This window comes from Agrobacterium sp. 22-3639C2, assembly GCF_053522105.1.
Map to the genome: position 1 here is coordinate 375,982 of NZ_JBNWDB010000005.1, position 25,804 is coordinate 401,785.

Annotated in this window: 21 protein-coding genes; 14 read left to right on the plus strand and 7 right to left on the minus strand. The window is 55.9% G+C overall.

The features are described 5' to 3' along the window. Positions 1-38: 38 nt before the first annotated feature. The 4 genes from ACQZ6D_RS22125 to ACQZ6D_RS22140 all read left to right on the plus strand — a co-directional run bounded on the left by ACQZ6D_RS22125 (position 39) and on the right by ACQZ6D_RS22140 (position 5,608). Positions 39-2,150 (plus strand): glycosyltransferase family 9 protein, encoded by a 2,112-nt coding sequence (locus ACQZ6D_RS22125; protein WP_162706801.1) that lies wholly within the window; start codon positions 39-41, stop codon positions 2,148-2,150. A 162-nt stretch (positions 2,151-2,312) separates the two neighbouring features. Further along, positions 2,313-3,236, plus strand: coding sequence for a class I SAM-dependent methyltransferase (locus tag ACQZ6D_RS22130; RefSeq protein ID WP_051365531.1), 924 nt, complete (start codon positions 2,313-2,315; stop codon positions 3,234-3,236). 133 nt (positions 3,237-3,369) lie between these two features. Further along, positions 3,370-4,278: a hypothetical protein gene (locus ACQZ6D_RS22135; protein ID WP_025594980.1), complete on the plus strand. Its 909-nt coding sequence runs from the start codon at positions 3,370-3,372 to the stop codon at positions 4,276-4,278. 187 nt (positions 4,279-4,465) lie between these two features. After that, positions 4,466-5,608, plus strand: coding sequence for an acyltransferase family protein (locus ACQZ6D_RS22140; protein WP_448730052.1), 1,143 nt, complete (start codon positions 4,466-4,468; stop codon positions 5,606-5,608). Between the two features lie 236 nt (positions 5,609-5,844). Here the strand turns inward: ACQZ6D_RS22140 and ACQZ6D_RS22145 are convergent, their stop codons facing one another. The 3 genes from ACQZ6D_RS22145 to ACQZ6D_RS22155 form a co-directional block, all read right to left on the minus strand. Further along, entirely contained in the window at positions 5,845-6,789 is a 945-nt protein-coding gene (locus ACQZ6D_RS22145) for an FkbM family methyltransferase (RefSeq protein WP_080849754.1), read from the minus strand. Between the two features lie 418 nt (positions 6,790-7,207). Further along, positions 7,208-8,287 carry a DNA polymerase IV gene (gene dinB / locus ACQZ6D_RS22150; RefSeq protein ID WP_448730051.1) on the minus strand — a complete coding sequence of 360 codons (1,080 nt, stop codon included), beginning with the start codon at positions 8,285-8,287 and terminating at the stop codon, positions 7,208-7,210. 23 nt (positions 8,288-8,310) lie between these two features. Continuing rightward, on the minus strand, positions 8,311-10,377 hold the full coding sequence (locus ACQZ6D_RS22155) for an ATP-dependent helicase (RefSeq protein WP_448730050.1): 2,067 nt from the start codon (positions 10,375-10,377) through the stop codon (positions 8,311-8,313). Positions 10,378-10,664: 287 nt separating this feature from the next. Here ACQZ6D_RS22155 and ACQZ6D_RS22160 point away from each other — a divergent pair, with 287 nt between their 5' ends. The 7 genes from ACQZ6D_RS22160 (at position 10,665) to ACQZ6D_RS22190 (ending at position 18,458) form a co-directional block, all read left to right on the plus strand. Beyond that, positions 10,665-11,402: a carboxylesterase family protein gene (locus ACQZ6D_RS22160; RefSeq protein ID WP_013761149.1), complete on the plus strand. Its 738-nt coding sequence runs from the start codon at positions 10,665-10,667 to the stop codon at positions 11,400-11,402. A gap of 211 nt (positions 11,403-11,613) precedes the next feature. Beyond that, a complete protein-coding gene (locus ACQZ6D_RS22165; RefSeq protein WP_065660271.1) occupies positions 11,614-12,684 on the plus strand; it encodes a LacI family DNA-binding transcriptional regulator in 1,071 nt (356 codons plus the stop codon). 5 nt (positions 12,685-12,689) lie between these two features. Further along, positions 12,690-14,291 (plus strand): FAD-dependent oxidoreductase, encoded by a 1,602-nt coding sequence (locus ACQZ6D_RS22170; RefSeq protein ID WP_448730127.1) that lies wholly within the window; start codon positions 12,690-12,692, stop codon positions 14,289-14,291. Between the two features lie 49 nt (positions 14,292-14,340). Then, positions 14,341-15,612 (plus strand): ABC transporter substrate-binding protein, encoded by a 1,272-nt coding sequence (locus tag ACQZ6D_RS22175; RefSeq protein ID WP_448730049.1) that lies wholly within the window; start codon positions 14,341-14,343, stop codon positions 15,610-15,612. Positions 15,613-15,622: 10 nt separating this feature from the next. After that, complete coding sequence (locus ACQZ6D_RS22180; protein WP_111796677.1) at positions 15,623-16,555, plus strand: carbohydrate ABC transporter permease; 933 nt, start codon at positions 15,623-15,625, stop codon at positions 16,553-16,555. Beyond that, positions 16,545-17,387 carry a carbohydrate ABC transporter permease gene (locus ACQZ6D_RS22185; protein WP_448730048.1) on the plus strand — a complete coding sequence of 281 codons (843 nt, stop codon included), beginning with the start codon at positions 16,545-16,547 and terminating at the stop codon, positions 17,385-17,387. Before ACQZ6D_RS22180 ends, ACQZ6D_RS22185 begins: the two co-directional genes overlap by 11 nt. A gap of 18 nt (positions 17,388-17,405) precedes the next feature. Beyond that, the gene (locus ACQZ6D_RS22190; protein ID WP_025594969.1) at positions 17,406-18,458 is read left to right on the plus strand and encodes an ABC transporter ATP-binding protein; all 1,053 of its coding nucleotides are present in this window, start codon (positions 17,406-17,408) and stop codon (positions 18,456-18,458) included. A gap of 108 nt (positions 18,459-18,566) precedes the next feature. Here the strand turns inward: ACQZ6D_RS22190 and ACQZ6D_RS22195 are convergent, their stop codons facing one another. Genes ACQZ6D_RS22195 through ACQZ6D_RS22210 form a run of 4 tightly spaced genes read right to left on the minus strand, consistent with a single transcriptional unit; the run spans position 18,567 to position 22,057 of the window. Continuing rightward, positions 18,567-19,304 carry an ABC transporter ATP-binding protein gene (locus ACQZ6D_RS22195; protein WP_025594968.1) on the minus strand — a complete coding sequence of 246 codons (738 nt, stop codon included), beginning with the start codon at positions 19,302-19,304 and terminating at the stop codon, positions 18,567-18,569. Continuing rightward, on the minus strand, positions 19,301-20,146 hold the full coding sequence (locus ACQZ6D_RS22200) for an ABC transporter ATP-binding protein (protein WP_025594967.1): 846 nt from the start codon (positions 20,144-20,146) through the stop codon (positions 19,301-19,303). Before ACQZ6D_RS22200 ends, ACQZ6D_RS22195 begins: the two co-directional genes overlap by 4 nt. Further along, positions 20,133-21,032: an ABC transporter permease gene (locus ACQZ6D_RS22205; protein ID WP_013761140.1), complete on the minus strand. Its 900-nt coding sequence runs from the start codon at positions 21,030-21,032 to the stop codon at positions 20,133-20,135. Before ACQZ6D_RS22205 ends, ACQZ6D_RS22200 begins: the two co-directional genes overlap by 14 nt. Then, positions 21,029-22,057 (minus strand): ABC transporter permease, encoded by a 1,029-nt coding sequence (locus tag ACQZ6D_RS22210; protein ID WP_004431168.1) that lies wholly within the window; start codon positions 22,055-22,057, stop codon positions 21,029-21,031. The genes ACQZ6D_RS22205 and ACQZ6D_RS22210 overlap by 4 nt, the downstream gene beginning before the upstream one ends. A gap of 205 nt (positions 22,058-22,262) precedes the next feature. On the opposite strand from ACQZ6D_RS22210, the gene ACQZ6D_RS22215 reads away from it, so the two are divergent. The 3 genes from ACQZ6D_RS22215 to ACQZ6D_RS22225 all read left to right on the plus strand — a co-directional run bounded on the left by ACQZ6D_RS22215 (position 22,263) and on the right by ACQZ6D_RS22225 (position 25,679). Further along, positions 22,263-22,976 (plus strand): FadR/GntR family transcriptional regulator, encoded by a 714-nt coding sequence (locus ACQZ6D_RS22215; protein ID WP_004431172.1) that lies wholly within the window; start codon positions 22,263-22,265, stop codon positions 22,974-22,976. 67 nt (positions 22,977-23,043) lie between these two features. After that, positions 23,044-24,024, plus strand: a complete 981-nt coding sequence (locus tag ACQZ6D_RS22220) for a mannonate dehydratase (RefSeq protein ID WP_004431175.1) — start codon at positions 23,044-23,046, stop codon at positions 24,022-24,024. A gap of 116 nt (positions 24,025-24,140) precedes the next feature. Beyond that, positions 24,141-25,679, plus strand: coding sequence for an ABC transporter substrate-binding protein (locus ACQZ6D_RS22225; RefSeq protein WP_370953851.1), 1,539 nt, complete (start codon positions 24,141-24,143; stop codon positions 25,677-25,679). The last annotated feature ends 125 nt before the right edge of the window (positions 25,680-25,804 follow it).

Consider the following 25,804-nt stretch of genomic DNA (forward strand, 5'->3'; position numbering starts at 1 on the left):
TTGGTTGTGATGTTATGGAAAGTACGCGGTTGCTTAACTTGAACGGCACTGAATTCTCGAATTACCAAGACGCTTACGCGAAATGGAGGGAAACACAGACCTCTGCCGGCACTCACTATTTACCAATCTTCCAAGCCGTCGAAGCGAGCAAAAGCGGATTGTGCACTGTCCGCGTTGATGGCGTGGATGGCGTGGAGTTTTCTGGGATAAATCCCCAGATGTGGTCGCTTGTATCGGGTGGGGGAAGCTCATCCGAGAAGGCGGAAACTTCTCCAGCGACGCTGCAGTTCGACATATTTTTTAAGCGCTCGTCGACACTCGATAGCCTCGAAAACATCCACAAGTGCGTGAGCGATGTCGAGCGCAGTCTTTTGCCAAACGGTTTGTTGATATTTGAACTGAAATTAGATCGACAAACTGCTGGAAGCGACATAGACGAAGCGCTGCATCGCTGGCGCTATGTTCTAGACACGTTCAACTTACGTATTCTAGCAAAAATATTGATGCCTTATTCTGGCGGCAACGATGGGCACGCGAAGCCTGAAGGCCGTATATCCGGCTCAACTTACTTGACGATCGTTGTCTGTCGTGACTTCGACGTCGAGAACTCTTTTATTAGAGAAGTTAGAAGAGCAATCGACGACATTCGGGCCGTAACGCAATCCGAGAATTTGCAGTTCACTATCGGGTCGCCCCAAGCCACGGATGGGGCCAAGATGGCAGATCACGATCTCTCGGACATCTGGCAGATGCACTATACATTGCAGGCCCAAGCAAGCACGGCGGAAGCGATGATAGCGTCTCTGTCCGAAACCGCTGTTTCCGCAAAGGACGCGTCTCGCCGCCTTTTGAAAACTGAGCGGCGTGTTCTGGCGCTCAGAAAACAGACATCCCTATTTTTACCGATTACCTATCCATGGTCTCTTTTCGCCGGTCTGGTGCTGTCGCTAATAAAAAAAGCTAAGGCAAAACGAAAAAAAAAACATATAAGTCAGGCGCCTGATTTAGAGCCTCTTCGTTCTCCTTCGGCGCCTGAAAATGGCGTTGTGGTCGAGAATAGAACTACTTATGGGCTAACCCCTTTTGGTCAAAAACCTAAGATACTTATTCTGAAGCTTGATCATATAGGTGATTTCTTTCTGTCGCTTCCCGCCGTCGATGTGCTGAAAAGAGCGTGGCCTGATGCGGAGGTCACGTTGGTCTGTTCGCCGACGAATGGTGATCTGGCCAGGGCAAGCGGCTATTTCGATTCAGTAATCGAATATAAATTCTCTGCGGAACTCTCGCAGGATGTTCAGAAAGCCCAACTTGAAAACTACGCGAACATAAAAAGGCTAGTACCAGATCGCTACGATTTGGCTATCGATCTGAGGCATGACCCGGATACAAGGCCGCTTCTGATGTTTATTCAGGCCGCCGTAAAGGCAGGCTTTCAGGGCTTTGACAAACATTTCATGCCCCTCAATATTTCATTGCCGCCGATGGAGGTTCCCCGCGGACTATATCAAAACGCGCATAACATCCATCGTCTCATGTTGCTGAGTAGCCATGTCGTCAACACTTTAAAGGGATTTGACAGCTCCGACGCGACCTCTGCATTGATAGCGAGTGGAAGCTTCAATAATCCCTTCGTCGGCTCTCGATATGTGGTCATTGCTCCCGGCGGAGGGACATTGGCCAAGAAATGGGCTCCTTCGAAGTTTGCGGAGCTTGCGCGCAGGCTTGTATCGGAAGACGATTTCAAGATAGTCGTTGTCGGTGGTAACGCGGAATCTGAATATCGCGATGCGATATTTAACGCGATCCCAGAGGGCATGGGGTTGGATTTGATCGCCAATCTCCCCTTAGTGGACCTTGCTTCGGTCATCTCCAATGCGCAGATTTTTGTCGGCACAGATACCGGTGCCACCCATCTTGCGGCGTTAATAGGCGTACCAACTGTTGTCGTGTTCAGCGGTGTTGCCGATCACAATATATGGCAACCAATGGGAAGGTCTGTTGCGATCGTCAGAAAACCGCTAGCCTGTTCCCCCTGCCATATAGCGCGCATCGAAGATTGTGTTGCCGCTCACAAATGCATGACTGGAATATCTGTCGACGTGGTCATTGATACGATTAGAAACACATTGTCGGCGCATGATGCCGAATGATTGCTACTAGTGTGTAAGGAAGTTTGTTTGCAGTGTCACGGTCGGTCTCATAGTGACTTGCCTTCAATGTACACGAACATATAGAGATTCTGGCGTCACGAATTCGCAAGCCAATGCGTGTCGAGGCTGAACTGTGTTGTTGCGAGATGGAAGGTGCCTCCTGTGATCGAAAAAGGTTTCTATTATGAGTTTGAAAACAGGCACAGGGGCAGTCGAAGCGAAATTCGTGGTCGTCTGGAAATCTACAATCAGACCATCGAGCTTTTAGAGCTGGAGCTACTCCCCAGGAATGCGATTGATTATGGATGCGGGCGTGGCGAGTGGCTACGTTTGCTGTCCGAGCGCTCCTGGCAGGTTTTGGGCGTCGACTCGAACGACGATATGCTTTCTCCTGCTCAGGCGGATGGTTTAACTGTCGAGGTTGGTGATTGTCTTAGCCATATTGCGAGCCAGCCAGACAATAGTGTGACTTTGATAACCGGGTTTCACATCGTGGAGCACCTCCCGCCGGATGTGCTGCACGACTTTGTCAAGCATGCGCATCGCGTAGTGCGGCCCGGTGGCCTCGTGATCTTCGAGACTCCCAATCCTGAAAACATACTTGTCGGTTCGAACCGCTTTTACTCGGATCCAACCCATGTTCACCCGTTGCCTCCTAAGTATCTCGAATTTGTCGTCGAGTTCTATGGCTTCTCCGAGGCAACATGTATCGGCATAAATCAGCCGAATCTCCGTTATCAAACAGGGTCAGCAGCCGCATTCTTGGAAATGATGGAACTCTTCCCCGATTATGCTGTGCTCGGGCGCAAGCCCAAGGAAGGCGCGACCTCGACCGGGTTTCTGGAGTTTGTACGCAAAACATATCCAGACAGTAATCCATATAGTTATCGGGTCATCGACGATTTCATAGATAAAACCCATCGGAATGAGATGGAATTGGCTGATCTGAAAACGCACAATGAACAGAATAGAGACGAGATTGAGCGTCTGAAGGCAGAAGTGAGGTTTTTCCGGGAGAAACTGGAACGACGTGGTCTGTCGGCCATGTGGGATCGCTTGAAAAAGAAAATCCGGTCTCAGCGATAGGCTTCAGTTACATCGGAGACATATCTGTAATCGATAGGTTTCTGGAAGTTGTCAGTTTCGAAACCAGGCCGCGCCTGGCGCAAGCAAAATCGGCCTAGTTCTCTCATTGGACGTTGGTTTAGGGTCTTAAAATATGAACATCAGCAGGCTTCGAACCTCAATCCTGAAGAGATGGCGGAAAGTCTTCAACGCCGGTGACAATACAGCCCTGTCGGACGTTAATCTAAAAGAAATTGCCGAATGGATAAGGCAAGCAAATGAAAACTCGTTCATAAATAAAGAGCTTTCAGCTATTTATTACGAAGATATGCTTTGCGAAGCTCTACTTCGCAGGTATGGCGAGAAATTTGTTGCCAAACATAACGCTCACGTTTTTTCCCAGACTTATGAAGATTCTGCGATCGCTGAAATTTTTGCCAGAATAGGTGTGAAGCATAAAACGTTCATAGAATTGGGCACTGAGAACGGCAATCAAAATACGACCAGGTTTCTGCTCGAAATGGGGTGGCGAGGTGTGTGGATCGAAGGAAGCTCCCGTCACGTGGCTGAGATTAGAGAGAAATTTGCCAATGAGATTAGAGACGGACGGCTTATTGTTGAGCAAGCGTTTGTCGCCGCTGAAAACATATCGGGGATTCTGGAAGGCACTGGCATAGGCGCGGAAGTCGATTTTATGAGCGTCGATATCGATCAAAATACCTCTCACGTATGGAAAGCGATACCGATTAGCGCCCGAGCTGCATGTATTGAGTACAATGCGCACATCCACCCAAGTATCGAATACGAAGTGCCTTATGATCCAAATTCGCTTTGGGATGGAACCAACCTATTTGGCGGCTCCTTAAAGACCATGGAGTTGATTGGTCGCAGCAAGGCCATGTCGCTTGTCGGGTGCGACATTATCGGAGTGAATGCCTATTTTGTTTCAGATGATTGTCTGGAGGACAAGTTTTTGTCTCCGTACACGGCAGAGTTTCACTATCAGCCACCACGCTATCGTTTCGCCCGCGGAAACCGTGGCAACCCCCACGCATTACGCTGATATCTACCTTTAGTACGGCCAGTTCCTTCAATCTTGACGTGTTTTACCCATTGCTGGATGCGGTGTGTAACGCGGCTACGGGAGATAATAGGGGACTTGTAAGCTTGTTCTCATATCCAACGTCCTTTATGAGCCTGATATCGTGGCAGCCCTTGCCGGATAAAATGCTCGATCGAGAGGACAGTGAGTGAGAGAGTCCGAGAGATATCAGTTCATAGACGTTCTTCGCGGCATCGCGGTGCTTCTTGTTTTGATAATTCACATTTCCGAGCTTTATGTCGGCTTCGCGCAACAGGGCAAGGCCGGAGGCAGATGGATCGCAGAAATCGCGCATCAGTTCGATTTCGGTCGGATGGGTGTTACGATCTTCTTTATAATAAGTGGATTCGTGATACCAGGTAGCTTGTCGGGAGGAAGATTTGACGGGAGCGTGAAATTTTTATTGTCTCGATTTTTCAGGCTATTTCCGCTCTTTTGGCTCTCGTTGCTCTTCGCCCTCATCGCCCAGCAATGGGCATCCGGCAAGTATCCTAGTACGACAGATATCTTTCTCAACGCGACAATGGTGCCGGATCTTTTCTCCGTTGAGCCTATAAACGGAGCCTACTGGACTCTCGCTGTCGAGCTGGTTTTCTATGGAATGTGCTTGGCGCTTTTCCTGTTGAAGGGCGTAAAGAACCCCAACGTCTTGGCGCTGCTTGCGCTTGTCCTGACGGCTACTTTCATAGATCGTGAATATCTTCATAAATTTCAAATGTTTGAAGGCAAGCTCGGCGAATATCCCATGCTGTTGGGCTTCATGTTCTGGGGCGCCTTGGCGCGCGCTCGTTTTGAAAAGCAGGGGCTACAAGGATTTGCAGAGCTTGCCTACTGGATCGTAGCAATTGGATGGCTATTTGTGTTCCCAATGGCAGGCTTCAATGAAGCCTACGTCAGAACGCACGCTGAGCCAGATATGGTGTCCCGTTTATATGGCTCTTATTTTGCAGCCTTCGCCGTATTTTTCTTTTCCATTCATTTCTTCAAAATTAAATCGGCGTTTTTGTCATTTACCGGCAGAATTAGTTATTCCATATATCTGATGCATGGTCCCGTCATGTATGCGGGGATCTATTACCTTGATAATTATGGTCAATCACTGCGTGGAAAGATTTCGGTATATCTCTCACTTTTGGTGGTAAGTCTGGCAACATTCTTATTGTCTTACTGTACTTATATCTGGATAGAGAAGCCATCCCAGCGCCTTGGCAAAAGAATATACAATCGTATAGAAAATCGTTACATGCAAAAAATACCGATTGGGCGTCAGATTGGCTCCAAGAGCATGTGACTATTCTTAGGAAATTTTTGGATGATCTTGATGCTCAGGGGTAGCATACTGACCTGGATCCGAATTTCATATTTTTCGTACGCGCAGGCACGCCGACCATAGTCGTCAGCCAGGTTTCGACCATGTTGTTGCGGTCAGTTGCTGATCGGAGACCATCCTTGGCCTGGGTTGTGCAGATAGAGAAAGACCATCATCGTCGACGGTCTTTCTGTCTATGCATTTACGGCGACTGATCCTCAGCGAAGAAGCGTTTGCGCCAGGCCATGTTTCTTGTAAATCATACTCGCTATCAAAGCCTGGGCGATGCGATCATCAGCGTTATTCACGTCCTTGCGAAAGAAGACGGCATCGCCCCATATCAGTCTCTCGCGCTTGGCGGTCTTGAACGGCACCGATGTGTACTCGTATCTATTCAAGTGCGAAAAGTCGATAAATTCAAATCCTGCTTCTGAAAGGATATGATCTATATCCCGGAAAAATGCCGTCTCGTGATACATGGGGCCGAAAAAAACTTCGCAGTGCACGACGTTGGTTTTCTGCAATACATCTTTTGCGCCCGACAGTGCGCGACCCTCGAAGCCCTGTATGTCGAATTTTAAAAAGTCGATGTGTGGCTCTCCAGCTAAAGCTTCATCTAGAGTGGAGGTTTTAACAACGTCAGTCGATACAACACGCATGTCGCCTATATCATCAAAATCTGCGTTGAACTTCAGATTGAGATCAAGCAGGGAAGAGCTGCCATCGTCATTAACAGTATGGAACAGCGCTTCTTTGCCATCCCCGATAAACGCTTCAATCAAAACTAGTCTGGGGTCTGGTTCTGCTGCTGCCCGTTCCTCTATGCGGTGCTTTTGTGGCTCGAAACCGATGGCACGCCAATCGAGAGTACCTTTTGTCAATGGCGCGTAGATGTGATCCTCTGTTGCAAGCAGACGGGCGCCGACATCCACAATAGTCAATCGTCGACGCTGTCTTTGAGAAATTTGCAAAGGATCGACTTCCTCTGCTCGCATTTTTGCTTTGTATTCGTCGCCTGCGAGAATGCTTTCGACAATATTCTTCAAGTCCTCCCCTGACGCCAAACGGTTGGAAAAATGATCCAGCCCGCTTTCGTCCGCGTCCCTATGTAAGAGCGTTTTATAAATCCAATTTACATATTCTTTATTCGACCATTCACTCATTTCAGTTTCTTTCGTACGGCCCGTCGACAGGAGCGGAGTTGCAAAGCTAATTTCTTACAGATTTTTATCCAACACATTTTTGAGATTATTCGAATGCTCTAATCTCGTGGAGGGCATCCATTTTGACGCAGTGCTGCTGCTGATGGCCTCTCAGCACGCGTTGTCAGATGACGTCGTGCGTTTCTTGCATGGCTGCGCTGCATTAAAGCCTATTTAATATGCGGCAAAACCGGGTATCTTGTTTTCATCGAAGCGATGCACCTCCTCCCGCAAAGCTTCGGATTGAGATGACCCTATCCTCCTCCCAAGGGTTGTCTTGTGAACAATGGCACTCCTCCTCCCAGCCGTTGTTCGAAATTTCGGAAAGCCTGCCGCACCTCCTCCCGCGGCGGGCTTTTTCGTTTTCGGGACAGGGGCATCACAGGCCAAGCGCGAGCTGCGCTTCCTCTTCACTCTCTTCGGTGCTCAGCGAGGAAAGGGTAATCCCCAACAGCCTTACCGGACGTTTGAATGGAAAGACGGAGGCAAGCAGGCTCTCTGACATCTCCTGGATCGTTGCGAGGTCAGACACGGCTCCCGACACTGTTTTGCTGCGTGTCGCCTGGCTGAAATCCGAATATTTGATTTTCACGGTCACCGTCTTTCCCGTGATGTCGTGGGCCTCGCAATAACGCCAGACTTTCTGAGCCAAAGGGCCAAGCTCCGCCTTCGCCAAGTCGAGATCGTCGATATCCTCGACGAATGTGTCCTCGGCGCCGACAGATTTGCGGATGCGATCGGGCTTGACCTGCCGTTCATCGATACCGCGGGCGATGTTGTAGAAATAAGGGCCGGATTTCCCGAAATGCTGTTGCAGAAAACCGAGTGATTTCGACTTGAGATCGAGGCCTGTTTCGATGCCGTGCCGTTTCATCCGCTCGGCCGTGGCGGGTCCTACGCCATGGAATTTCTTGACGGCCAGGGCTTCAACAAAGCCAGGCCCATTCTTCGGCGTAATGACCGCCTGGCCATTCGGTTTGTTCAGGTCGCTTGCCATCTTGGCCAGAAACTTGTTGTAGGAGATGCCGGCAGATGAATTGAGGCTGGTGACCGCCTTGATCTTTGCGCGGATCTCCAGCGCAATTTCGGTGGCGATCTCCATGCCTTTCAGGTTTTCGGTGACATCGAGATAGGCTTCGTCGAGCGATAGCGGCTCGATCAGAGGGGTATATTCGGCAAATATCTCCCGTATCTGTTGCGACACCTGCCGGTATACCTCGAAGCGTGGCGGTACGAAGATCAGATCCGGGCATTTCCGTTTGGCAGTGACGGACGGCATGGCTGAATGGACGCCGAAGGTTCTCGCCTCGTAACTTGCCGCAGCCACCACGCCTCGTGCGGCCGATCCGCCGACGGCGACCGGCAGGCCGCGAAGTGCGGGGTTGTCGCGTTGCTCCACCGATGCATAAAAGGCATCCATGTCGATATGGATGATCTTTCGAACAGCCGTGTTATCCATCGTTCCAGCCTGTACGATCTTCCCTATTTCCACATCGCCCGCATCCGCGCGCCTACATCGATGCGGATCTGCTGCGCGCTGCGCTCGGAGGCTGCGGCCGAAACCAGGGGCCAGGTGGCGGTTTCAAAGAACTGCAGCAAAGTTGCCGGTATGAAGCGGGTTCTAGCGGCATAGACATGCCGGTCGCCCTGCGCGTTCTGGCCATGGGTGAAGAACCGTTGCGGGGTTATCAGTGACAGACTGTCCTTGGCGCGCGTCATGGCGACATAGAGCAGCCGGCGTTCCTCTTCGACTTCATGGGTGGAGCCGACACCCAGATCGGAGGGTATGCAGCCATCGACCACGTTCAGGATAAAGACGGAACGCCACTCCTGGCCTTTTGCCGAATGAATGGTTGAAAGCGTCAGATAATCCTCATCGAGCAGCGGCACGCCTGCCTGATCGCTGGTGGCATCCGGTGGATCGAGCGTCAGTTCGGTGAGGAAGCGTTCGCGGGAAGGATAGCCGCCGGCAATCTGCTCGAGTTGCAGCAAATCGGCCTTCCGCGTCTCGGCATCCTCATGGATGCGTTCGAGGTGGGGCTCGTACCAGAGCCGCGCCTGCTCGATATCTGATGGCCAGCCGCCGTGCAATTTTCGCAGGTTCGCCAGCAACTGCACGAAGGATACCCAGTCATCACCGGTTTTGGGTGGCGGCGGAATTTCGGCTAGGGCGAGCAGAGGTTCAGGATCTGCCGCAATCGTATCGAGAATATTGCCGGCTTTCTTCGGCCCGATACCCGGCAGCATCTGAAGTAGCCTGAAACCTGCGACGCGGTCGCGCGGGTTTTGCGCGAAACGCAATACCGCCAGCATGTCCTTTACATGGGCACTGTCGAGAAACTTCAGGCCGCCAAATTTGACGAAGGGAATATTGCGGCGCGTAAGTTCAACTTCAAGCGGCCCGCTATGACTGGAGGTGCGAAACAGCACGGCCTGTTGCTTCAGCGTCATGCCGGTCTCACGATTGGCCAGCACCTGGTCGATAATGAAGTTCGCCTGCTCGGTTTCGCTTTTTACTGTCACGAGCTTCGGCCGCTCGAGTGACTGTCGTTCGGTCCAGAGGTTTTTGGTGAATCGCTCACGGGCAAGGTCGATGACACCATTGGCGGCAGCCAGTATCGGCTGTGTCGAGCGATAGTTGCGATCAAGGGTGATAATATCGGCAGCCGGGCTGAAAGACGCCGGAAAATCAAGGATATTGCGCACCGTTGCTGCCCGGAAGGAATAGATCGACTGGGCATCGTCACCCACCACGGTCAACCCGTGACCGCCCGGCTTCAGTGCCATCAGCACCGCGGCCTGCAGCCGGTTGGTATCCTGATATTCGTCGACCATCACGTGGTCGAAACGATTGCCGATATCGCCTGCAAGGTCGGGATCGCTGACCATCTGGGCCCAGTAGAGCAGAAGATCGTCGTAATCGAGAACGTTCTGGGCCTGCTTGGCCTCCACATAGGCGGCGAATAATTGCTTGAGTTCTTCTTCCCAGCTGGACACCCATGGATAGTGCTGGCGCAGGATTTCTTTCAGCGGCGTTTGTGAATTGACGGCGCGCGAATAGATCGCAAGGCAGGTGCCCTTTGTCGGAAAACGGCTCTCGGTCTTGGAGAAACCCAGTTCGTGTCGGGCAAGGTTCATCAGATCAGCGCTGTCTTCGCGGTCGTGGATCGTGAAATCCACGTCCAGTCCAATCTGTTCCGCATAGATTCGCAAGAGGCGGGCGCCGATCCCGTGAAACGTGCCGGACCAGGCCATCGCATCCGTGAGGGCTCCGGCGTTGGCGCCGATGACCTGCTTGCAGATAAGCTCGACACGACGCGACATTTCGGAAGCGGCACGCCGTGAAAACGTCATCAGCAGGATGCGGCGAGGATCGGCGCCATTGACGATCAGATGCGCCACCCGGTGCGCCAGCGTATTGGTCTTGCCGGAACCGGCACCGGCGATGATCAGCAACGGTCCAGCCGTGTGTCCGCCTGAAGGCCCAACGCCATGTTCCACGGCCTTGCGTTGCTGCTCGTTCAGTTTGTCCAGATAGGCAACCGCCATGCCTGCATCCTTGATATTTGCCTATCCGCACGACGACGGCATTTTTCAAAAGCACTCTTGTTGCAATGATTAGCAAAAACTCAAACAGCAGGCCAGAACAAATAATGAACGCATGTCTCTGTCCTCCACACTGCGGTGGACAAACCTGGCTGATCGATATTCGCAGCCTCAATCGGGTTCCGCATGGCGTGTTGACCGGCATGCTTTTCAAACCACTGAACCAACCCGGCGGCTGATGAGTTCACCAGTCGCGTCTTGGAAGACGTGTTTGTTGGGAGGACAAAAGCATGAAGCATCTGAAACTATGCCTGATCGCTGTTGCGGCACTGGCCACATCGACATTTGCGTTTGCCGAGCAGAAGGCCATGAGGTCTGACGCCACGATCGCGTCGGATATCAATTATCTGCTTTATACGCCCAAAGACTATGCCGGTTCGGACAAAACCTATCCTCTCGTGGTCTGGCTGCATGGCGGCGATCAGGGCGGGAGCGACGTCGAAAAGCTGCGCCGCAGCGGCCTGCCAAAATTGATCGAAGGCGGCCGTGATTTTCCTTTCATGGTGTTTTCGCCACAAAATCCGAGCGAGGAACTGCTTTATCCGATCGAACGTGTCGCAAGCGTCCTGGCTTCCGTTGTAGCGGATCATCGGGTGGACCGCAGCCGTATCTATCTGATTGGATATAGCCGGGGAGGGTTCGGCGCCTGGTCAATGGCCGAACAGTTTCCGCAAACTTTTGCTGCGGTCGTCCCAATTGCCGGTGGCGGCATCCGCCATTACCTCAACCGCACCAATGAAAAGACAGCCTTCTGGGCCTTTCACGGCTCACGGGACGAGGTGATTCCTTTGTCCGATACTGTTGTCCTCGTTCAGCGTCTCCAGGAACTGAAACGCAATGTGCGGCTGACGGTGTTTGAAGATACGAACCATGAAGAGGTGGAGGCAAAAGTGCTCGGCGATGAGGCGATGTGGACCTGGCTTCTCCAGCAAAAGCTTGCCGACGCAAAGACGCCTTCGGCACCCTGAACCCGCAGCGGGCACCATTTTACCGCTGGTATGAAAGCCCATAACCCAGCGCGGCCGTCATAAGGCCGGGCTGGCCGCCTCATAAGCCTTCGTCAAAACATCTCTCCGCAAGCGTGTCTTTCCCCTCTTGACACCGAGTAGGGCAGTCGTGCTAATACGCATTAACAGCTAATACGTATTAGCAGTCAACGAATGTCGGGGAGGGCATTGCGTGACCAGCCATAAACGCCTTACTCAGAACGATATTGCGAAGCTTGCCGGCGTCAGTCAGGCAACAGTATCGCTTGTTCTGAACGGCGCGCCGACCGCGATTGCGCGTATCCCGGCTGAAACACGCGAACGCGTACAGGCGGTCATTCGCAAGACGGGTTATGTCGCCGACCCGATCGCGCGCCGCATGGCCAAGGGGCTTAATCGCATCCTCGGCGTCTTCACCTACGAGCCTGCTTTTCCAAGCGCACAGGCGGACTTCTTCACGCCGTTCCTGTTGGGCATCGAGGAAGAGGCGCAACAGCAGGCGTACGATCTTCTGCTTCTGACCAGTGCCGGCGTCGGCAACAACCGCAAGATTTTTTCCGAGGGCAACAGGCTCCGGATCGCCGATGGCTGCCTGGTCCTGGGCCGTGAATTCGACCGCAAGGAGCTTACCCGGCTGGTCTCGGAAGATTATCCATTCGTGGCGATCGGCCGACGCGACGATGCTGGCGGGCCCGTGCCCTATGTTGGCGGCGACTATGCCGCGGGCACACGGCAGCTTGTTGAAGATGCCATGATGCTCGGGCATTCCAAGCTCGCCTATATCGGCCCTGCGGGTCCGGCGGAATCGATTGCCGACCGCTGGCGAGGTTTCAGTGATGCGCTCGGCACGGTGGCGACGCTTGCCTTGCACATAAAGGCGGTAAACCGGCCTGCCGAAAAGATCCTCGACGCGATCATCGAAAGCGGCGCGACGGTGGCATTTTTCATAGAACTGGCGGATGCGGTGCGCGTCGAGACTTTGGCACGGGAGCGCGGAATTGGGGTGCCCGACGTGTTTTCGATGGTCGTGCTTGGCAGCCATATTCGTGCCGGCCGCAGCCCGGTGCGTTTCACATCCTATGAAATTCCCCGTGAAGAGATGGGCCGGCAGGCGACTGCAATGCTGGTGAACCGCATCGAGACCGGCAGCCTGGGAAGTCAAATTCTACTCAAGTGCCAACCCGTCAAGGGTGAAACATTGGGGCCGGCTCCAGTGGCCTCCCCAGATAAGTCCCCAGTCAACAAAACGGATGAGACGACGTGAAAGAGATGCAAGCAGACATTCTTGTGGTCGGTGGTGGCCTTGGCGGCGTGGCGGCGGCGCTCGGTGCCGCACGCGCCGGAAAGCGCGTGATCATGACCGAGGAATATGACTGGATCGGCGGTCAGTTGACCAGCCAGGCCGTGCCATCGGACGAACATAGCTGGGTCGAGCAGTTCGGTATCACCCGCTCTTATCGCGCGCTGCGCAACGGCGTGCGCCAATATTACCGCGACCATTATCCTTTGACGGAAGGCGCCCGCTCCTGGAGTGACCTCAATCCGGGTGGCGGCTGGGTCAGCCGCATCTGCGCCGAGCCGCGCGTGACCCTTGCGGTGATGGAAAGCATGCTTATGCCCTATATCGGTGCCGACCGGCTGACGGTGCTCAAGCCCTATCGGCCGGTTGCTGCTGATGTGGACGGCGATAGGGTCCGCGCGATCACCGTGCGGCATCGTGACAGCGGAGCGGAGATCGTCATTTCCGCCGACTACATTCTTGATGCCACCGAGCTTGGCGATCTGTTGCCGATGACGGGCACGGAATATGCCAAGGGGTTCGAGGCGCAATCGGACACGGGTGAGCCCAGTGCGCCGGCCAGAGCCCAGCCTGATAATGTGCAGGCCGTGTCGATCTGCTTTGCAATCGATCATGTCGACGGCGATCAGACGATCGACAAGCCTGATAATTACGACTACTGGCGCAAGTACCAGCCGCATTTCTGGGGTGGGCCGATGCTCGGTTTCACCGCGCCGCATCCGCGCACGCTGGAACACACGACCCGCTCCTTCACGCCCAATCCGGACGACGATCCGTTGCTGGTTGATGCCGACCAGCGCAAGGGCGGTGGCGATGAAAACCTCTGGATTTTCCGACGGATCGCGGCACGCAAGAATTTTGCCTCTGGCTTTTACAAATCCGACATCTGCCTCGTGAACTGGCCGATGATCGACTATATGGACGGCACCATCATCGATGTGTCGGAAGAAGAAAAGGCGCGGCATCTGAAGGCGGCGGCCGAACTTTCCTATTCGGTGTTTTACTGGTTGCAGACCGAAGCGCCGCGCCTTGATGGCGGACAGGGCTTTCGCGGCCTGCGCCTCAGAGGCGATATTACCGGCACCGAACACGGCCTTGCCATGGCGCCCTATATCCGGGAAAGCCGCCGCATCAAGCCGGTCAGGCGCATCGTCGAACAGGATCTTTCCTACACGGTTCGCGGTGACAGGGGGGCTGTCCGCTATCGCGACAGCATCGGCATCGGCATGTACCGCATCGATCTGCACCCATCGACCGGTGGCGACAACTATATCGATGTGCCTTCCTGCCCGTTCGAGATTCCGCTTGGCGCACTCATACCCGAGCGCGTGAAGAACCTTATTCCGGCGGGCAAGAACATCGGCACGACGCATATCACCAATGGCTGCTACCGCCTGCATCCAGTCGAATGGAATATCGGCGAAGTGGCTGGAATGCTGGCGGCCTATTGCCTGGAAAAAGGTCTCACACCGCATCAGGTGCAGGAAGACGATGACCATCTTCATGCCTTTCAGACGGCGCTGACCCGCGAGGGCATCGAAATACGCTGGCCGGATATCGCGGCCTATTAGGACGGCGGATTGTCGTTCGATCGAACCCATCTTTGGAGGAGGACTGGGAATGAATAGTCATTGGAAAATGCAAACCACGGCCTGCGCGCTGGCCCTTATCGGCTCGTTTGCGCTGGCAGGGGCAGCGGCGGCGCAGGATGCGGTCAAGCTGCGCATGACGATCTGGAGTGCCAACGAGGCGCATCTAAAGCTGTTCAACGACATTGCAGCCGGCTTCAAAAAGGACCATCCAAATGTCAGCGTGACCTATGAGTCCCTGCCTTTCGACACCTATACCACTGCGTTGACGACCCAGATCGCCGGTGGCAACGCCCCTGACATGGCCTGGATTTTCGAGACCTCGGCCTATGATTTCGTGAAGTCAGGCGCGCTCTATCCGCTTACCGACACGCTGAAGGCCGTACAGGGTTACAATCTCGACGAAGTCAGCGCCGGGGCCACGGAACGCTGGTCGCAGGACGGAAAGCTCTTCGCCTATCCGTTCTCGACCTCGCCCTTTGCGGTCTTCGTCAACAATGATCTCATCAAGGCCGCAGGTGCAAAGACGCCGGCGGAGATGATCGCTGCCGGCGAATGGACCTGGGAAAACGCCATCGCGACCGCCTCGGCGGTCGCGAAATCCGGCAAGGGCGGGCTTGTCGTCCGCGACTTCAATTACCAGAACTGGCAATATCTGACCTCCGTGTGGAACGGCTGGGGCGCATCGCCCTGGAGCGCGGATGGCGCAACCTGCACCATGGCGGAAAAGCCGATGGCGGATGCTTTATCGTTCATCCATGATGCCATCTTCAGCAAGAAGGCCATGCCCGGCCCCGGCGAGACGGTCGATTTCTTCGCCGGTAATGCCGCGATGACCATTACCCAGATCAGCCGGGCCTCGCTTTTGCCGAAGGACAAGCCTTTCGGCTGGGACCTCGTGCCGCTGCCGAAAGGACCGGCCGGTGAATACGCGCTGATCGGACAGGCCGGCATCGGCGTCATGCAGTCTGGCAAGAATGCGCAGACGGCGGCCGAATTCGTTGCTTACATGACCAATCCGGAAAATTCGGCAAAGCTCAGCCAGTTCTTCCCCTCGGCACGCAAGTCGCTGTTGAATGCGGAGGTGTTGAAAAAAACCAATCCGCTGCTCAGCCAGGAACAGATCGAAAAGGTCGTCATATCAGGCATCGCCACGGGCAAGGTCATGCCCGGCCACACCGGCTTTGCCCAGATCCAGCAGATCGTGCGCTCAAACCTCGATGCGGTCTGGCGGCCGGAGGCCGATGTCGCGGGAGCGCTTCAAAAAATCTGCGGCCAGATCGCGCCGCTCCTGAAGCGCTGAGGAGAAAGCCATGGCTGTCGCGCAGGAGATTACCCGTACCCGGCATCGCCCTGCATCGGCGTTCTGGACCATCGCGCGGCGCGACAGTCTCGCTGGCTTTCTGTTCATCGCCCCGCAGCTGATCGGGATCATCATCTTCGTGCTGATCCCGCTTGGGCTGGTGTTCTGGTATTCGCTGCATGAGTGGAACGTGCTCGCCAATACCTTCACCTATACCGGTGCGCAGAACTACCGGATGCTCATCGAAGATGGCAATCTTCTGGAGGTGCTGGGCGCGACCGGGATATTCTCAGCCGGCCTCGTCGTGTTTAACCTGTCGCTGGCGCTGCTGCTTGCCGTGCTGCTCAACCAGAAGCTTGCCGGCATTGCGATATTCAGAACGCTGTTCTTCTCGCCCGTCGTCGTGTCTCTGGTTGCCTGGACGATCGTCTGGGGTTTCCTGCTGCAGAAGAACGGCGGCATCAACGGCATGTTGCTGATGGTCGGCATCGAAGGCCCCAACTGGCTGCGCGAGGAGACGACAGCGATGATTTCGGTCATCGTCGTACAGGTCTTCAAGAATGTCGGGCTCAACATGATCCTGTTTCTGGCGGCACTTCAGGGCGTGCCGAAGGAACTCTACGAGGCCGCCCGCATCGACGGTGCGCCAGCCTTCAAACAGTTCCGTCGCATCACCCTGCCGCTGATCAGCCCGACGATCCTGTTGACCTCGATCATCACCATTGTCGGCTCGTTACAGGTTTTTGCTCAGATCGCTGTTTTGACCCAAGGCGGGCCGGGTCTGTCGACCACGGTGCTGGTCTACTACCTCTATCAGCAGGCCTTCCAGTTCCATTTCTTCGGTTACGGCTCGACCCTGTCCATCCTGCTGTTTCTGATCGTTGCCGTGCTGACCTTTGCCCAGTGGCAGATGCGCAAGAGGATCGTCTTTTATGAAAGCTGACCTTTCCCCCCGCATGCAGGTGGCGCTCTACGGGTTGCTGTGCGTGCTGCTTATCCCCTTCGTCTTTCCGACCTGGTGGATGGTTACCTCGTCCATCAAGCCCATCAGCGACATCTTCGCCTTCCCACCGCAGCTCATCCCGCAGAGCCACGACTGGACGACCTATGCGAAGGTGTTCGAGTTGCAGCCCCTCGTGCGGCAATATTGGAACTCCGCCTACATTGCCGCTGTGGTGACGATCGGCACGATGATCATCTCCTCAATGGCAGGCTATGCCTTCGCACGGATTCGGTTTCCGGGCGCCAATGTGATCTTCATGATCGTGCTGCTTGGCCTGCTGATCCCGTCCGAAGTGACGATCGTGCCGCTCTTCCAGATGTTCCTGAAGGCAGGCATGGTCAACACCCACTGGCCGCTGATCCTCGTGCCGATTTTCGGGGCGCCAAGCGTGTTTGCCACCTTCGTCATGCGGCAGTTTTTTGTGACGCTGCCGGGAGAGCTGGAGGAGGCCGCGCGCGTCGACGGTCTTGGACGTTTCAAGATATTTCGCAAGATTGCCTTGCCCCTGGCAAAGCCGGCGCTTGCTTCTGTCGCGATCTTTACGTTCCTGCATTCCTGGAACCTGTTTCTCGAACCCATCGTCTTTCTCTCCAGCGCCGAGATGTTCACGCTGCCGCAGGCGCTGACGCAATATACCGACGCCTATGGCGGGCCGATGTGGAACATCCAGCTTGCCGCAGCGACGCTGACTGCGCTGCCCGTGCTCATCGTCTTCGTGATTGCCCAGAAGCAGTTTGTCGAAGGCCTCGCCCATACCGGCCTCAAGGGCTGAAGAACCGGAAACCGATTGATGGCTCACGTTACTCTCTCCGACATCCGCAAAAGCTATGGCGCGGTCAAAACCATTCACGGCATCGATCTCGCCATTAAGGACGGCGAGTTTGTTGTGCTTGTCGGGCCTTCCGGCTGCGGCAAGTCGACCCTGCTGCGGATGATAGCCGGTCTCGAAACGATTACCGGCGGAGAGCTCAGGATCGGCGAACGGGTCGTCAACGATCTCGATCCCAAGGACCGCGATATTGCCATGGTGTTCCAGTCCTATGCCCTATATCCGCATATGACGGTGGCCAGCAATATGGGCTTTTCGCTGGAGCACCGCGGCTCGAGCAAGCAGGAAATTGCTGAAAAGGTGAACTGGGCAGCGGATATTCTTGGCCTTGCGCAGCTGCTCGACCGTTATCCGCGCCAGCTTTCCGGCGGCCAGCGCCAGCGCGTTGCGATGGGCCGGGCCATTGTTCGCAATCCGCAGGTGTTCCTGTTCGATGAGCCCCTGTCAAACCTTGATGCGAAGTTGCGCGTCGTCATGCGCGGCGAGATCAAGGCACTGCACCAGAAGCTGAAGACCACCACGATCTATGTGACGCACGACCAGGTCGAGGCGATGACGATGGCCGACAGGGTCGTGGTTCTCAATGGTGGCAGGGTCGAGCAGATCGGCACGCCGCTCGAACTTTACGACCGCCCGGCAAATCAGTTCGTTGCGGGCTTCATCGGTTCGCCATCGATGAACTTCCTGACCGGCACGATAACTGAAAGAGGTTTTGAAACCGCAGGTATCGTGTTGCCCTTGCCAGTTTCCGCGGCCGGCTTTGCCGGCAAACAGGCCGTTTACGGCATCCGCCCGGAACACTTCCTGCTTGATGCCGGCGGCGTGCCTGCCGAGATAATGCTGGTTGAACCATTAGGATCGGAAACGCAGGTCACCATTAAACTCGGCGATACCAAGGTGCTCGGCGTCTTTCGGGAACGCATAGGGCAGGCAGTCGGCGACAGCATCATGGTCTCGCCGACGCTTAACAGCGTCCATCTGTTTTCGAGTGAAGACGGAGCACGGCTGAACTGATCACGGGGCCATCTGCCTCTTGCGCGGCCCGACGGCCTGATCGACTACTGGACTGCCAGGGAAAACCTCGCAGTCCAGCTGTTCCCATGGCTCACCCCATGACGGCTTTCAAAGGAAGCTGCTCTCGAAGAGTTCGCCTGAATACGCCGCGTGGGTGATGCCCGCTTCAAGATCGGCCTTGGTCAACTCATCGACAAAAACGCCATTCTGCATGACCAGAACGCGGTCGCACATATGGGCTATAACCGACAGGTCGTGGCTGACGAGAACGAAGGTGAGGTTCTGCTCGTCGCGCTGATCGGCCAGCAGGTTCAGGATTTCCGCCTGAATGGAGACGTCGAGAGCGGATGTCGGCTCGTCGAGAAGCAGGATCGGCGGCTCGAGGATAAGCGCGCGGGCGATCGCAACACGCTGACGCTGGCCTCCGGACAGTTCGTGCGGGAAGCGCTCGGCAAAATGCGCGGGCAGGCCAACCTGCTGCAGCGCGGCCGGAACCTTCGACCAGCCGTCACCAAGCCCCATGGAGCGGATCGGTTCGGCAAGAGCCCGGCCGATGCGGTGGCGTGGGTGCAGGGAACCATAGGGGTCCTGGAACACCATCTGCGCCAGCTTCAGCTCGTCGCGGCTACGGACTTTGCCTACAGGCTTTCCTTCGAAAGAGATCGATCCGGTCCAGCCGGATTCCAGGCCGGCAAGCGACCGCAGCAATGTCGACTTGCCGCAACCGCTTTCGCCAACGATGCCGAGTGTCTCGCCTCGGTTGACCCGAAAGCTGACGTCGCGCACGACATGATTGCGGTTTTCCTTCGTGCCGTAGACGACATCAAGCTTGTCTACCGTGATCATCGCATCACCTCCGCATCGATTGCCTGGCGATCCAGCACCTTGAGGCGCCGGACCGGATTGCGGGGATCGGGCATGGCCGCGATCAGGCCCCGTGTATAGGGGTGTTGCGCATCTTCGAGCTTGGAAAGCGTCTCCACGACGCGTCCGCCATACATGACCAGCACGCGTTCGCAAAAGGCCGCGACCATGCGGATATCGTGACTGATGAGGATGAGGCCCGAATTGTTTTCGCGCACCATCTCGTCCAGAAGCAGAAGGACATCCTTGCGGACGCTGACATCGAGTGCTGAGGTCGGTTCGTCGGCGATGACCAGCTTGGGTTTGGCAAGCAGCATCATGGCGATCATCACGCGCTGTCCCATGCCGCCTGAAATCTGGTGGGGATAAAGCCCCATCACGCGGTCAGGATCGTTGATGCGCACGCGCAGCAGCATGTCGCGCGCGGCATTTCTGGCGGCCTTGCCCTTGAGGGCCAGATGCAGCTCGGCCGCTTCCGCCACCTGCTTTCCGATCGGCAGGACCGGATTGAGGGAATAACGCGGATCCTGCATGATGAGCGCCATCTCGCTGCCGCGGATCGCACCCATCTGGCGCTCGGATTTTTCAAGCAGGGGTTCGGAGAGGAAATCCATCCGTTCGGCCGTCACCGTGGCGCTCTTGGGCAGAAGGCGCATGGCGGCACGGCCGGTCGTGGACTTTCCGGACCCGGATTCGCCGACGATACCGACACGCTCGCGTCCGACGTCGAAGTTGACATTGGAGACGGCGGGGATGGCGTTGCGGCCAAAGCGAACGTTAAGATCGCGGACCGAAAGAATGGGAGAGCTATCAGGAACGGGCATGACGCGGATCCAGTAGGTCGCGCAGCGTATCGCCAGCGATGTTGAAGGCAAGGCTCGTCAAAAGGATCGCGATGCCGGGCATGACGGCGACCCACCAGTAATCGAGCATGAATTTACGGCCGCTGGAAATCATCGCCCCCCATTCGGGAAGCGGCGGCTGAGCGCCAAGACCGAGGAAGCCAAGCGAGGCGGCCGTCAGGATGATACCGGCCATATTCAATGTCAGTCTGACGATGACCGAAGGAATGCACATCGGCGCGATATAAAGAAACAGGATGCGCATCGGCGAGGCCCCATAGAGGCGTGCGGCCGCAACATAGTCGGTGTTGCGCACGACCAGCGCTTCGGCACGCGCCAGACGCGCGATGGGCGGCCAGGCGGTCAGCGAGATCGCGATGATTGCGGTGCCGAGACCGGCTCCCATTGCAGCAGCAAAGGCAAGTGCCAGAACGAGCGAAGGGAAGGAAAGGACAATATCGGTCGCGCGCATCAGAATGGCGTCGGTTCTGCCGCCGAAGAAACCGGCCATGACACCGATTGCAAGGCCGATAGGGCCGACGATGACCGAGACCGACAAGACGGTCTGGATCGTGATGCGGGTGCCATAGACGAGGCGGCTGAAAATGTCTCGGCCAAATTCGTCGGTCCCCGCCAGATGCGCCCAGCTGGGAGGCTGGAGCGCATTGTCTAGCACCTGGCGCACCGGATCATATGGCGCAATCAGGGGAGCGAAAATGGCAACCACGACCAGAATGGCGAGAATGGCAAAGCCGAACATTCCAAGCGGCTCGTCGCCAAGCTTCCGCAGCGTCCGCGCCGTCGTTGTGGATATCCGAGACAACGCGCTGCGGCTCCGTACGGGAGTGTTCTGAGTTATATCGGTCATCGAGCGACCTCCCGTGTCCGCGGGTCAAGCGTGGTGTAGGCCACGTCTGCGAGGAAGTTGAGCATCATGAAGATGAAGCCGATGACGATCGTGGCTGCGAGGATCGCATTCATGTCACCAATAAGCAGTGCATTCGTCATGTATTGTCCGATGCCGGGCCAGGAGAAGACGATTTCGGTCACAACGGCGCCTTCCAGCAGGTTGCCATAGGAGATGGCGAGAACGGTGATCAGCTGCACCGCGATATTCGGCAGTACATGGCGGGTTACGGTGCGCGCCGGGCTGACGCCTTTCGCACGCGCCGCAATCACGTAATCCTGGCTGAGCTGTTCGAGCGTGAAAGCGCGTGTCATGCGGGTAATATAGGCCATTGCCATATAGGCAAGGATGATCGCCGGCAGCATGATATGCGCGAGCGCATTCCAGAAAATCTCTGTCTCACCTGCGAGAAGAGTGTCGACCAGCATCAGCCCTGTTCTCGGCTCCACGAGGCCTTCGTAAAAGACGTCCACGCGACCGGGCCCGGCGACAAGGTTGAGATTCGCATAAAAAATAACGAGCCCGACGATACCGAACCAGAATACGGGTATCGAATGCCCCACCAGCGCAAAGACACGTGCGAACTTGTCGATGAACGTGTCGCGAAACAGGGCCGCGGCGAGACCGAGCGGGACGCCGATGACGGTGGAGATGATGATTGCCAGCGTTGCAAGCTCAAGCGTCGCCGGGAAGGCCTGCGCCAGGTCCCGCGTTACCGGGTTTCCGGTCAGGATAGCTATACCGAAATCGCCGTGCAGTAGCCCGCGGAGATAGATGAAAAACTGCTGGTAGAGAGGGAGATCAAGCCCAAGCCGAGCCCGCATGGCTTCATAGGCCTTGGGATCTGCAAGCTCACCGACGATTGCCCCGACCGGATCGGTCGGCATCACCCGGCCAATGATGAAGGTGATGCAGAGCAGGATGAAGAGGCTGACGACAAGTTGCAGGAAGCGATGTCCAAGCCCGCGCAATGAAATTTCAGTCATCGCAAATCGCACTTCCACGAGAAAACGCTGTCAGCGATGCCACTTTTTGAACGGCTCGCCGCAGACGAGCAATTCTACCCTGCAAAAACTTTTGATGGTACTTCATCCCAACTCCTCCCTGAGCTAACATGAAAACATATGACGTAACGCCACGTCATCATATGAGTAACGAAGGGATTCGTTTTCTGCAAGAGGGAAGAGTGGCATGATGGGCGATAGGGAAAAGCCGCGGGAGCGGCGGGCACAACAGATCATCGATAATCTCAGTGCAGAAATTCGCAGTGGAAAACTGAAGAACGGCGATCAGCTTCCCACGGAACCGCAGCTTGAGCGTACCTACGGCGTGAGCCGCACAGTGGTTCGCGAGGCGATCGCGGATCTGCGCTCTTCCGGCTATGTCATTCCCATTCACGGCAAGGGCGTGTTCGTCAGCAATGTCAGCGAGTGGGCGGGTGTGAAGCTGACGCAATCCGAAGTTGGCACAATTGCAGAAACGCTGGAAATGCTTGAGTTTCGGCTCGCAACCGAAGGCGAAGCAGCGGCAATTGCTGCCTATCGCCGCACAGCCCAGCAGGAAGCGGCGATTTCCGCAGCCCATCGGAAAATGGGCAGGGCCATCGATGCGGGCGAAAGCACCGTCAGTGCCGATTACGAGTTTCACACGGCCATTGCGATAGCGACCAACAACCGGTTCTATCTCGAGGCACTGCGCCAGTTCGGGTCACGCTCGATACCGCGCGGTCAGTTTCCAACCCTGCCGGAGACGGGCGACGCGGATTATCTGCGCAAAGTGCAGGCCGAGCATGAGGCAATCCTGCGCGCCATCGTAGAGCAGGATCCGGATGCCGCGCGGAAAGCCATGCGCGATCATATGCTTGCGAGCCAACGTCGATACAGGTTGCTTTCCGAGGCGCAATAGCATCTCGACACTCATCTTATTTCGTGCGATGTCATATGATGACTAGCATGGAGTGAGGAGAGAATCGATGTATGTCGGCACCCAGGTGACAGCGCGCGATGACGAGGATTTCAAGGTTTGGGCGCAGCTTGGCGTCAGGAATATCAACGCCGATCCGCCTGGTGCACCCGCAAGCTGGACCTTTGAGGATTTTGAGCGTCACCGTGACAAGGTCGAGAGCTTTGGCCTCGTGCTCGACATGGTGCAATTGCCGTTGCCATCAAGGCCGATCGAACAGGCGTCGTTTCCCGATATCCTGCTTGCCGGGCCAGAGCGCGACCGGCAGATTGATGCCGTCTGCAGAATGATTGAGGATATCGCCAGGGCCGGCATCCCGGCGGCGAAATATAACCTCAATCTCATCGGCATCCCGCGCACTGAAATGGAGCGTGGGCGCGGTGGTTCGCTCAATGAAGCCTGGCGATGGGACAAGGCGGACCATGACGCGGCTCCGGGCCTTGCCGGTGTTCTATCCGAGGACGAAAACTGGGAACGCATCGACTATTTCCTCGAACGCGTGGTGCCGGTTGCCGAAAGCAACAAGGTGCGGCTCGCCTGCCATCCGCATGACCCCTACACCCCGCCCGGCTACAAGGGTGTCACCCGGGTGCTCGGCACCGTCGAGGGCCTGAAGAAATTCGTGCAGATGCGGGAAAGCCCCTATCACGGCCTGAATTTCTGCCAGGGATCGATCGGCGAGATGCTCGACAATCCGCGCGAGGAGATCGACGAGATCATCCGCTGGTTTGGCAGCCGCGACAAGATATTCAATGTCCATTTCCGCAACATCAGCGGCGGCAAGCTGTCGTTCATGGAAACGTTTCCCGACGAGGGTGACATGGACATGGTCCGTTCGCTGAAGCTCTACCATGAACTCGGCTATCGCTACATGATCATGCCCGATCATGTGCCGACGATTGCGGGCCGCGATCCCGTCGGTGTCGCCTTTGCGTTTTGCTACGGCTACATCGCCGCGCTCATCGAGGCGCTTAATAACAACCATCTTTGACTGTTTCAGGCCGGTTGGCGCACGTGGCGCTGCCGGCTTGCAATTACCGATCTGTAGGAGGAGCAGGTATGAAAAAATCAATGATCCGTCTCGCATTCACCACCGTTCTGGGCGCCATGTTGGTGCAGGCGTCGCCGGTGGCGGCCAAGACCCCCAACGACCAGCTCGTCGTCGGGACATCGCTTGCCCAGGTGCTGTCGCTCGACCCCCATCAGGCTACCGAAGCGAAAGCCAACGAAATCATGGCCAATCTTTACGATCGGCTGATCTCGGTCGATGGCTCGGGGAAGGTTTCGCCGCAGCTGGCAGAGCGCTGGGAGACAGATGACAAGGGCATCACGTTTCATCTTCGCGCCGCCAACTTTGCGTCGGGCAATCCCGTTACCTCCGCAGATGTGGTTTATTCGTTCAGCCGCCTTTTGAAGATGAATCAGGCGGCGGCCGCCAACCTCAAGCGCGTTGGTTACAACGCGGAAAATGTCGACAAGCTGGTGAGCGCCCCGGACGAAAAGACCGTCCGCATCGAACTGTCGGGGCAAACGACATCCGAACTGCTGCTCTATCGTCTGGCGATGGTCATTGCCAGCGTTGTCGACAGCAAGGAGCTCAAGTCCCATGAAGTTGACGGCGACTGGGGCAATGCGTGGCTGAGAACAAATTCCGCCGGTTCAGGCCCCTTCACCCTCAATCGCTGGTCGCCGAACGAAATCATTATTCTTGAGGCCAACAAGGACTATGTGGCTGGCAGCCCGAAAATGCGTCGCGTGATCGTGCGGCATGTACCGGAAAGCCAGGTGGAGCGCCTGATGCTGGAGCGAGGCGACATCGACATTGCCAGCGCGCTGACGGCATCCGACCTTGCGACCTTCAACAACAAGGAAGGTTTTCAGATCCAGCGCGTGCCGACGGGTGGTTTCTACGTCCTGTCCATGAATGCCGGCAAGGAGCCTCTTTCCAACCCCAAGGTTCGCGAAGCGATTGCTTACGGCATCGACTACAAGGGAATGGAAAAGACCATCATGGGCCCCTATGGCAGGGCGCGCACGGTGCCGGTTCCGGAGAATTTCGAATATGCCATTCCAAGCCCCGACTGGAAGCTTGATGTCGAGAAAGCGAAGTCTCTCCTGAAGGAAGCCGGTTATGAGAATGGCTTCACGCTTAATCTGAAGACAATTGCCCAAACGCCGCGTATCGATCTTGCTACGGCCATCCAGGCATCGCTCAGCCAGGTCGGTATCAAGGTGAACATTCAGCAGGGTAACGGTTCGGATGTGATTGCCGCTCACCGTGCGCGGGACTTCGATCTGCTCATTCCGCAGACGGGCGCCTATATGCCCAACGTCCTCGGCTCGATGGAGCAGTTCTCCAGTAACCCCGACAACTCGCTTGCTGCCAACAATGCCGGCAATTTCGTCTGGCGCTCTGCCTGGGACATTCCGGAACTGACGGCTCTGACCGCAAAGGCTTCCCTTGAGCCCGATGCCAAGAAACGTGGGGAAATCTACACCCAGATGCAGGAAATGTTCGTCGCGCAGAAGCCAGCGGTTCTGCCTCTCTTCGAGAGATACGAGCCGATCGTTTTGACGTCGCGCGTCAAGGATTATGTCGGTCACCCCAGCCAGACGACGCGACTGGAAAACGTGACGAAGCAGTGACTGCAAACCACTAGACGGAAAACATGTGACGGGCGGTGACTTTACCGCCCGTTTTTTTGTGGGTCCCCCGACTGCTTGCTTGCCAATTAAGACAGGGCCGCCGTGCGAACTATTACGCCCGCATC

Coding starts and splice junctions, on each gene's coding strand:
- ACQZ6D_RS22135 (WP_025594980.1), top strand. CDS start 3,370: ATGAACATCAGCAGGCTTCGAACCTCAATCCTGAAGAGATGGCGGAAA.
- ACQZ6D_RS22145 (WP_080849754.1), bottom strand. CDS start 6,789: ATGAGTGAATGGTCGAATAAAGAATATGTAAATTGGATTTATAAAACG.
- dinB (WP_448730051.1), bottom strand. CDS start 8,287: ATGGATAACACGGCTGTTCGAAAGATCATCCATATCGACATGGATGCC.
- ACQZ6D_RS22155 (WP_448730050.1), bottom strand. CDS start 10,377: ATGGCGGTTGCCTATCTGGACAAACTGAACGAGCAGCAACGCAAGGCC.
- ACQZ6D_RS22160 (WP_013761149.1), top strand. CDS start 10,665: ATGAAGCATCTGAAACTATGCCTGATCGCTGTTGCGGCACTGGCCACA.
- ACQZ6D_RS22170 (WP_448730127.1), top strand. CDS start 12,690: ATGCAAGCAGACATTCTTGTGGTCGGTGGTGGCCTTGGCGGCGTGGCG.
- ACQZ6D_RS22175 (WP_448730049.1), top strand. CDS start 14,341: ATGAATAGTCATTGGAAAATGCAAACCACGGCCTGCGCGCTGGCCCTT.
- ACQZ6D_RS22180 (WP_111796677.1), top strand. CDS start 15,623: ATGGCTGTCGCGCAGGAGATTACCCGTACCCGGCATCGCCCTGCATCG.
- ACQZ6D_RS22185 (WP_448730048.1), top strand. CDS start 16,545: ATGAAAGCTGACCTTTCCCCCCGCATGCAGGTGGCGCTCTACGGGTTG.
- ACQZ6D_RS22190 (WP_025594969.1), top strand. CDS start 17,406: ATGGCTCACGTTACTCTCTCCGACATCCGCAAAAGCTATGGCGCGGTC.
- ACQZ6D_RS22195 (WP_025594968.1), bottom strand. CDS start 19,304: ATGATCACGGTAGACAAGCTTGATGTCGTCTACGGCACGAAGGAAAAC.
- ACQZ6D_RS22200 (WP_025594967.1), bottom strand. CDS start 20,146: ATGCCCGTTCCTGATAGCTCTCCCATTCTTTCGGTCCGCGATCTTAAC.
- ACQZ6D_RS22205 (WP_013761140.1), bottom strand. CDS start 21,032: ATGACCGATATAACTCAGAACACTCCCGTACGGAGCCGCAGCGCGTTG.
- ACQZ6D_RS22210 (WP_004431168.1), bottom strand. CDS start 22,057: ATGACTGAAATTTCATTGCGCGGGCTTGGACATCGCTTCCTGCAACTT.
- ACQZ6D_RS22215 (WP_004431172.1), top strand. CDS start 22,263: ATGATGGGCGATAGGGAAAAGCCGCGGGAGCGGCGGGCACAACAGATC.
- ACQZ6D_RS22220 (WP_004431175.1), top strand. CDS start 23,044: ATGTATGTCGGCACCCAGGTGACAGCGCGCGATGACGAGGATTTCAAG.
- ACQZ6D_RS22225 (WP_370953851.1), top strand. CDS start 24,141: ATGTTGGTGCAGGCGTCGCCGGTGGCGGCCAAGACCCCCAACGACCAG.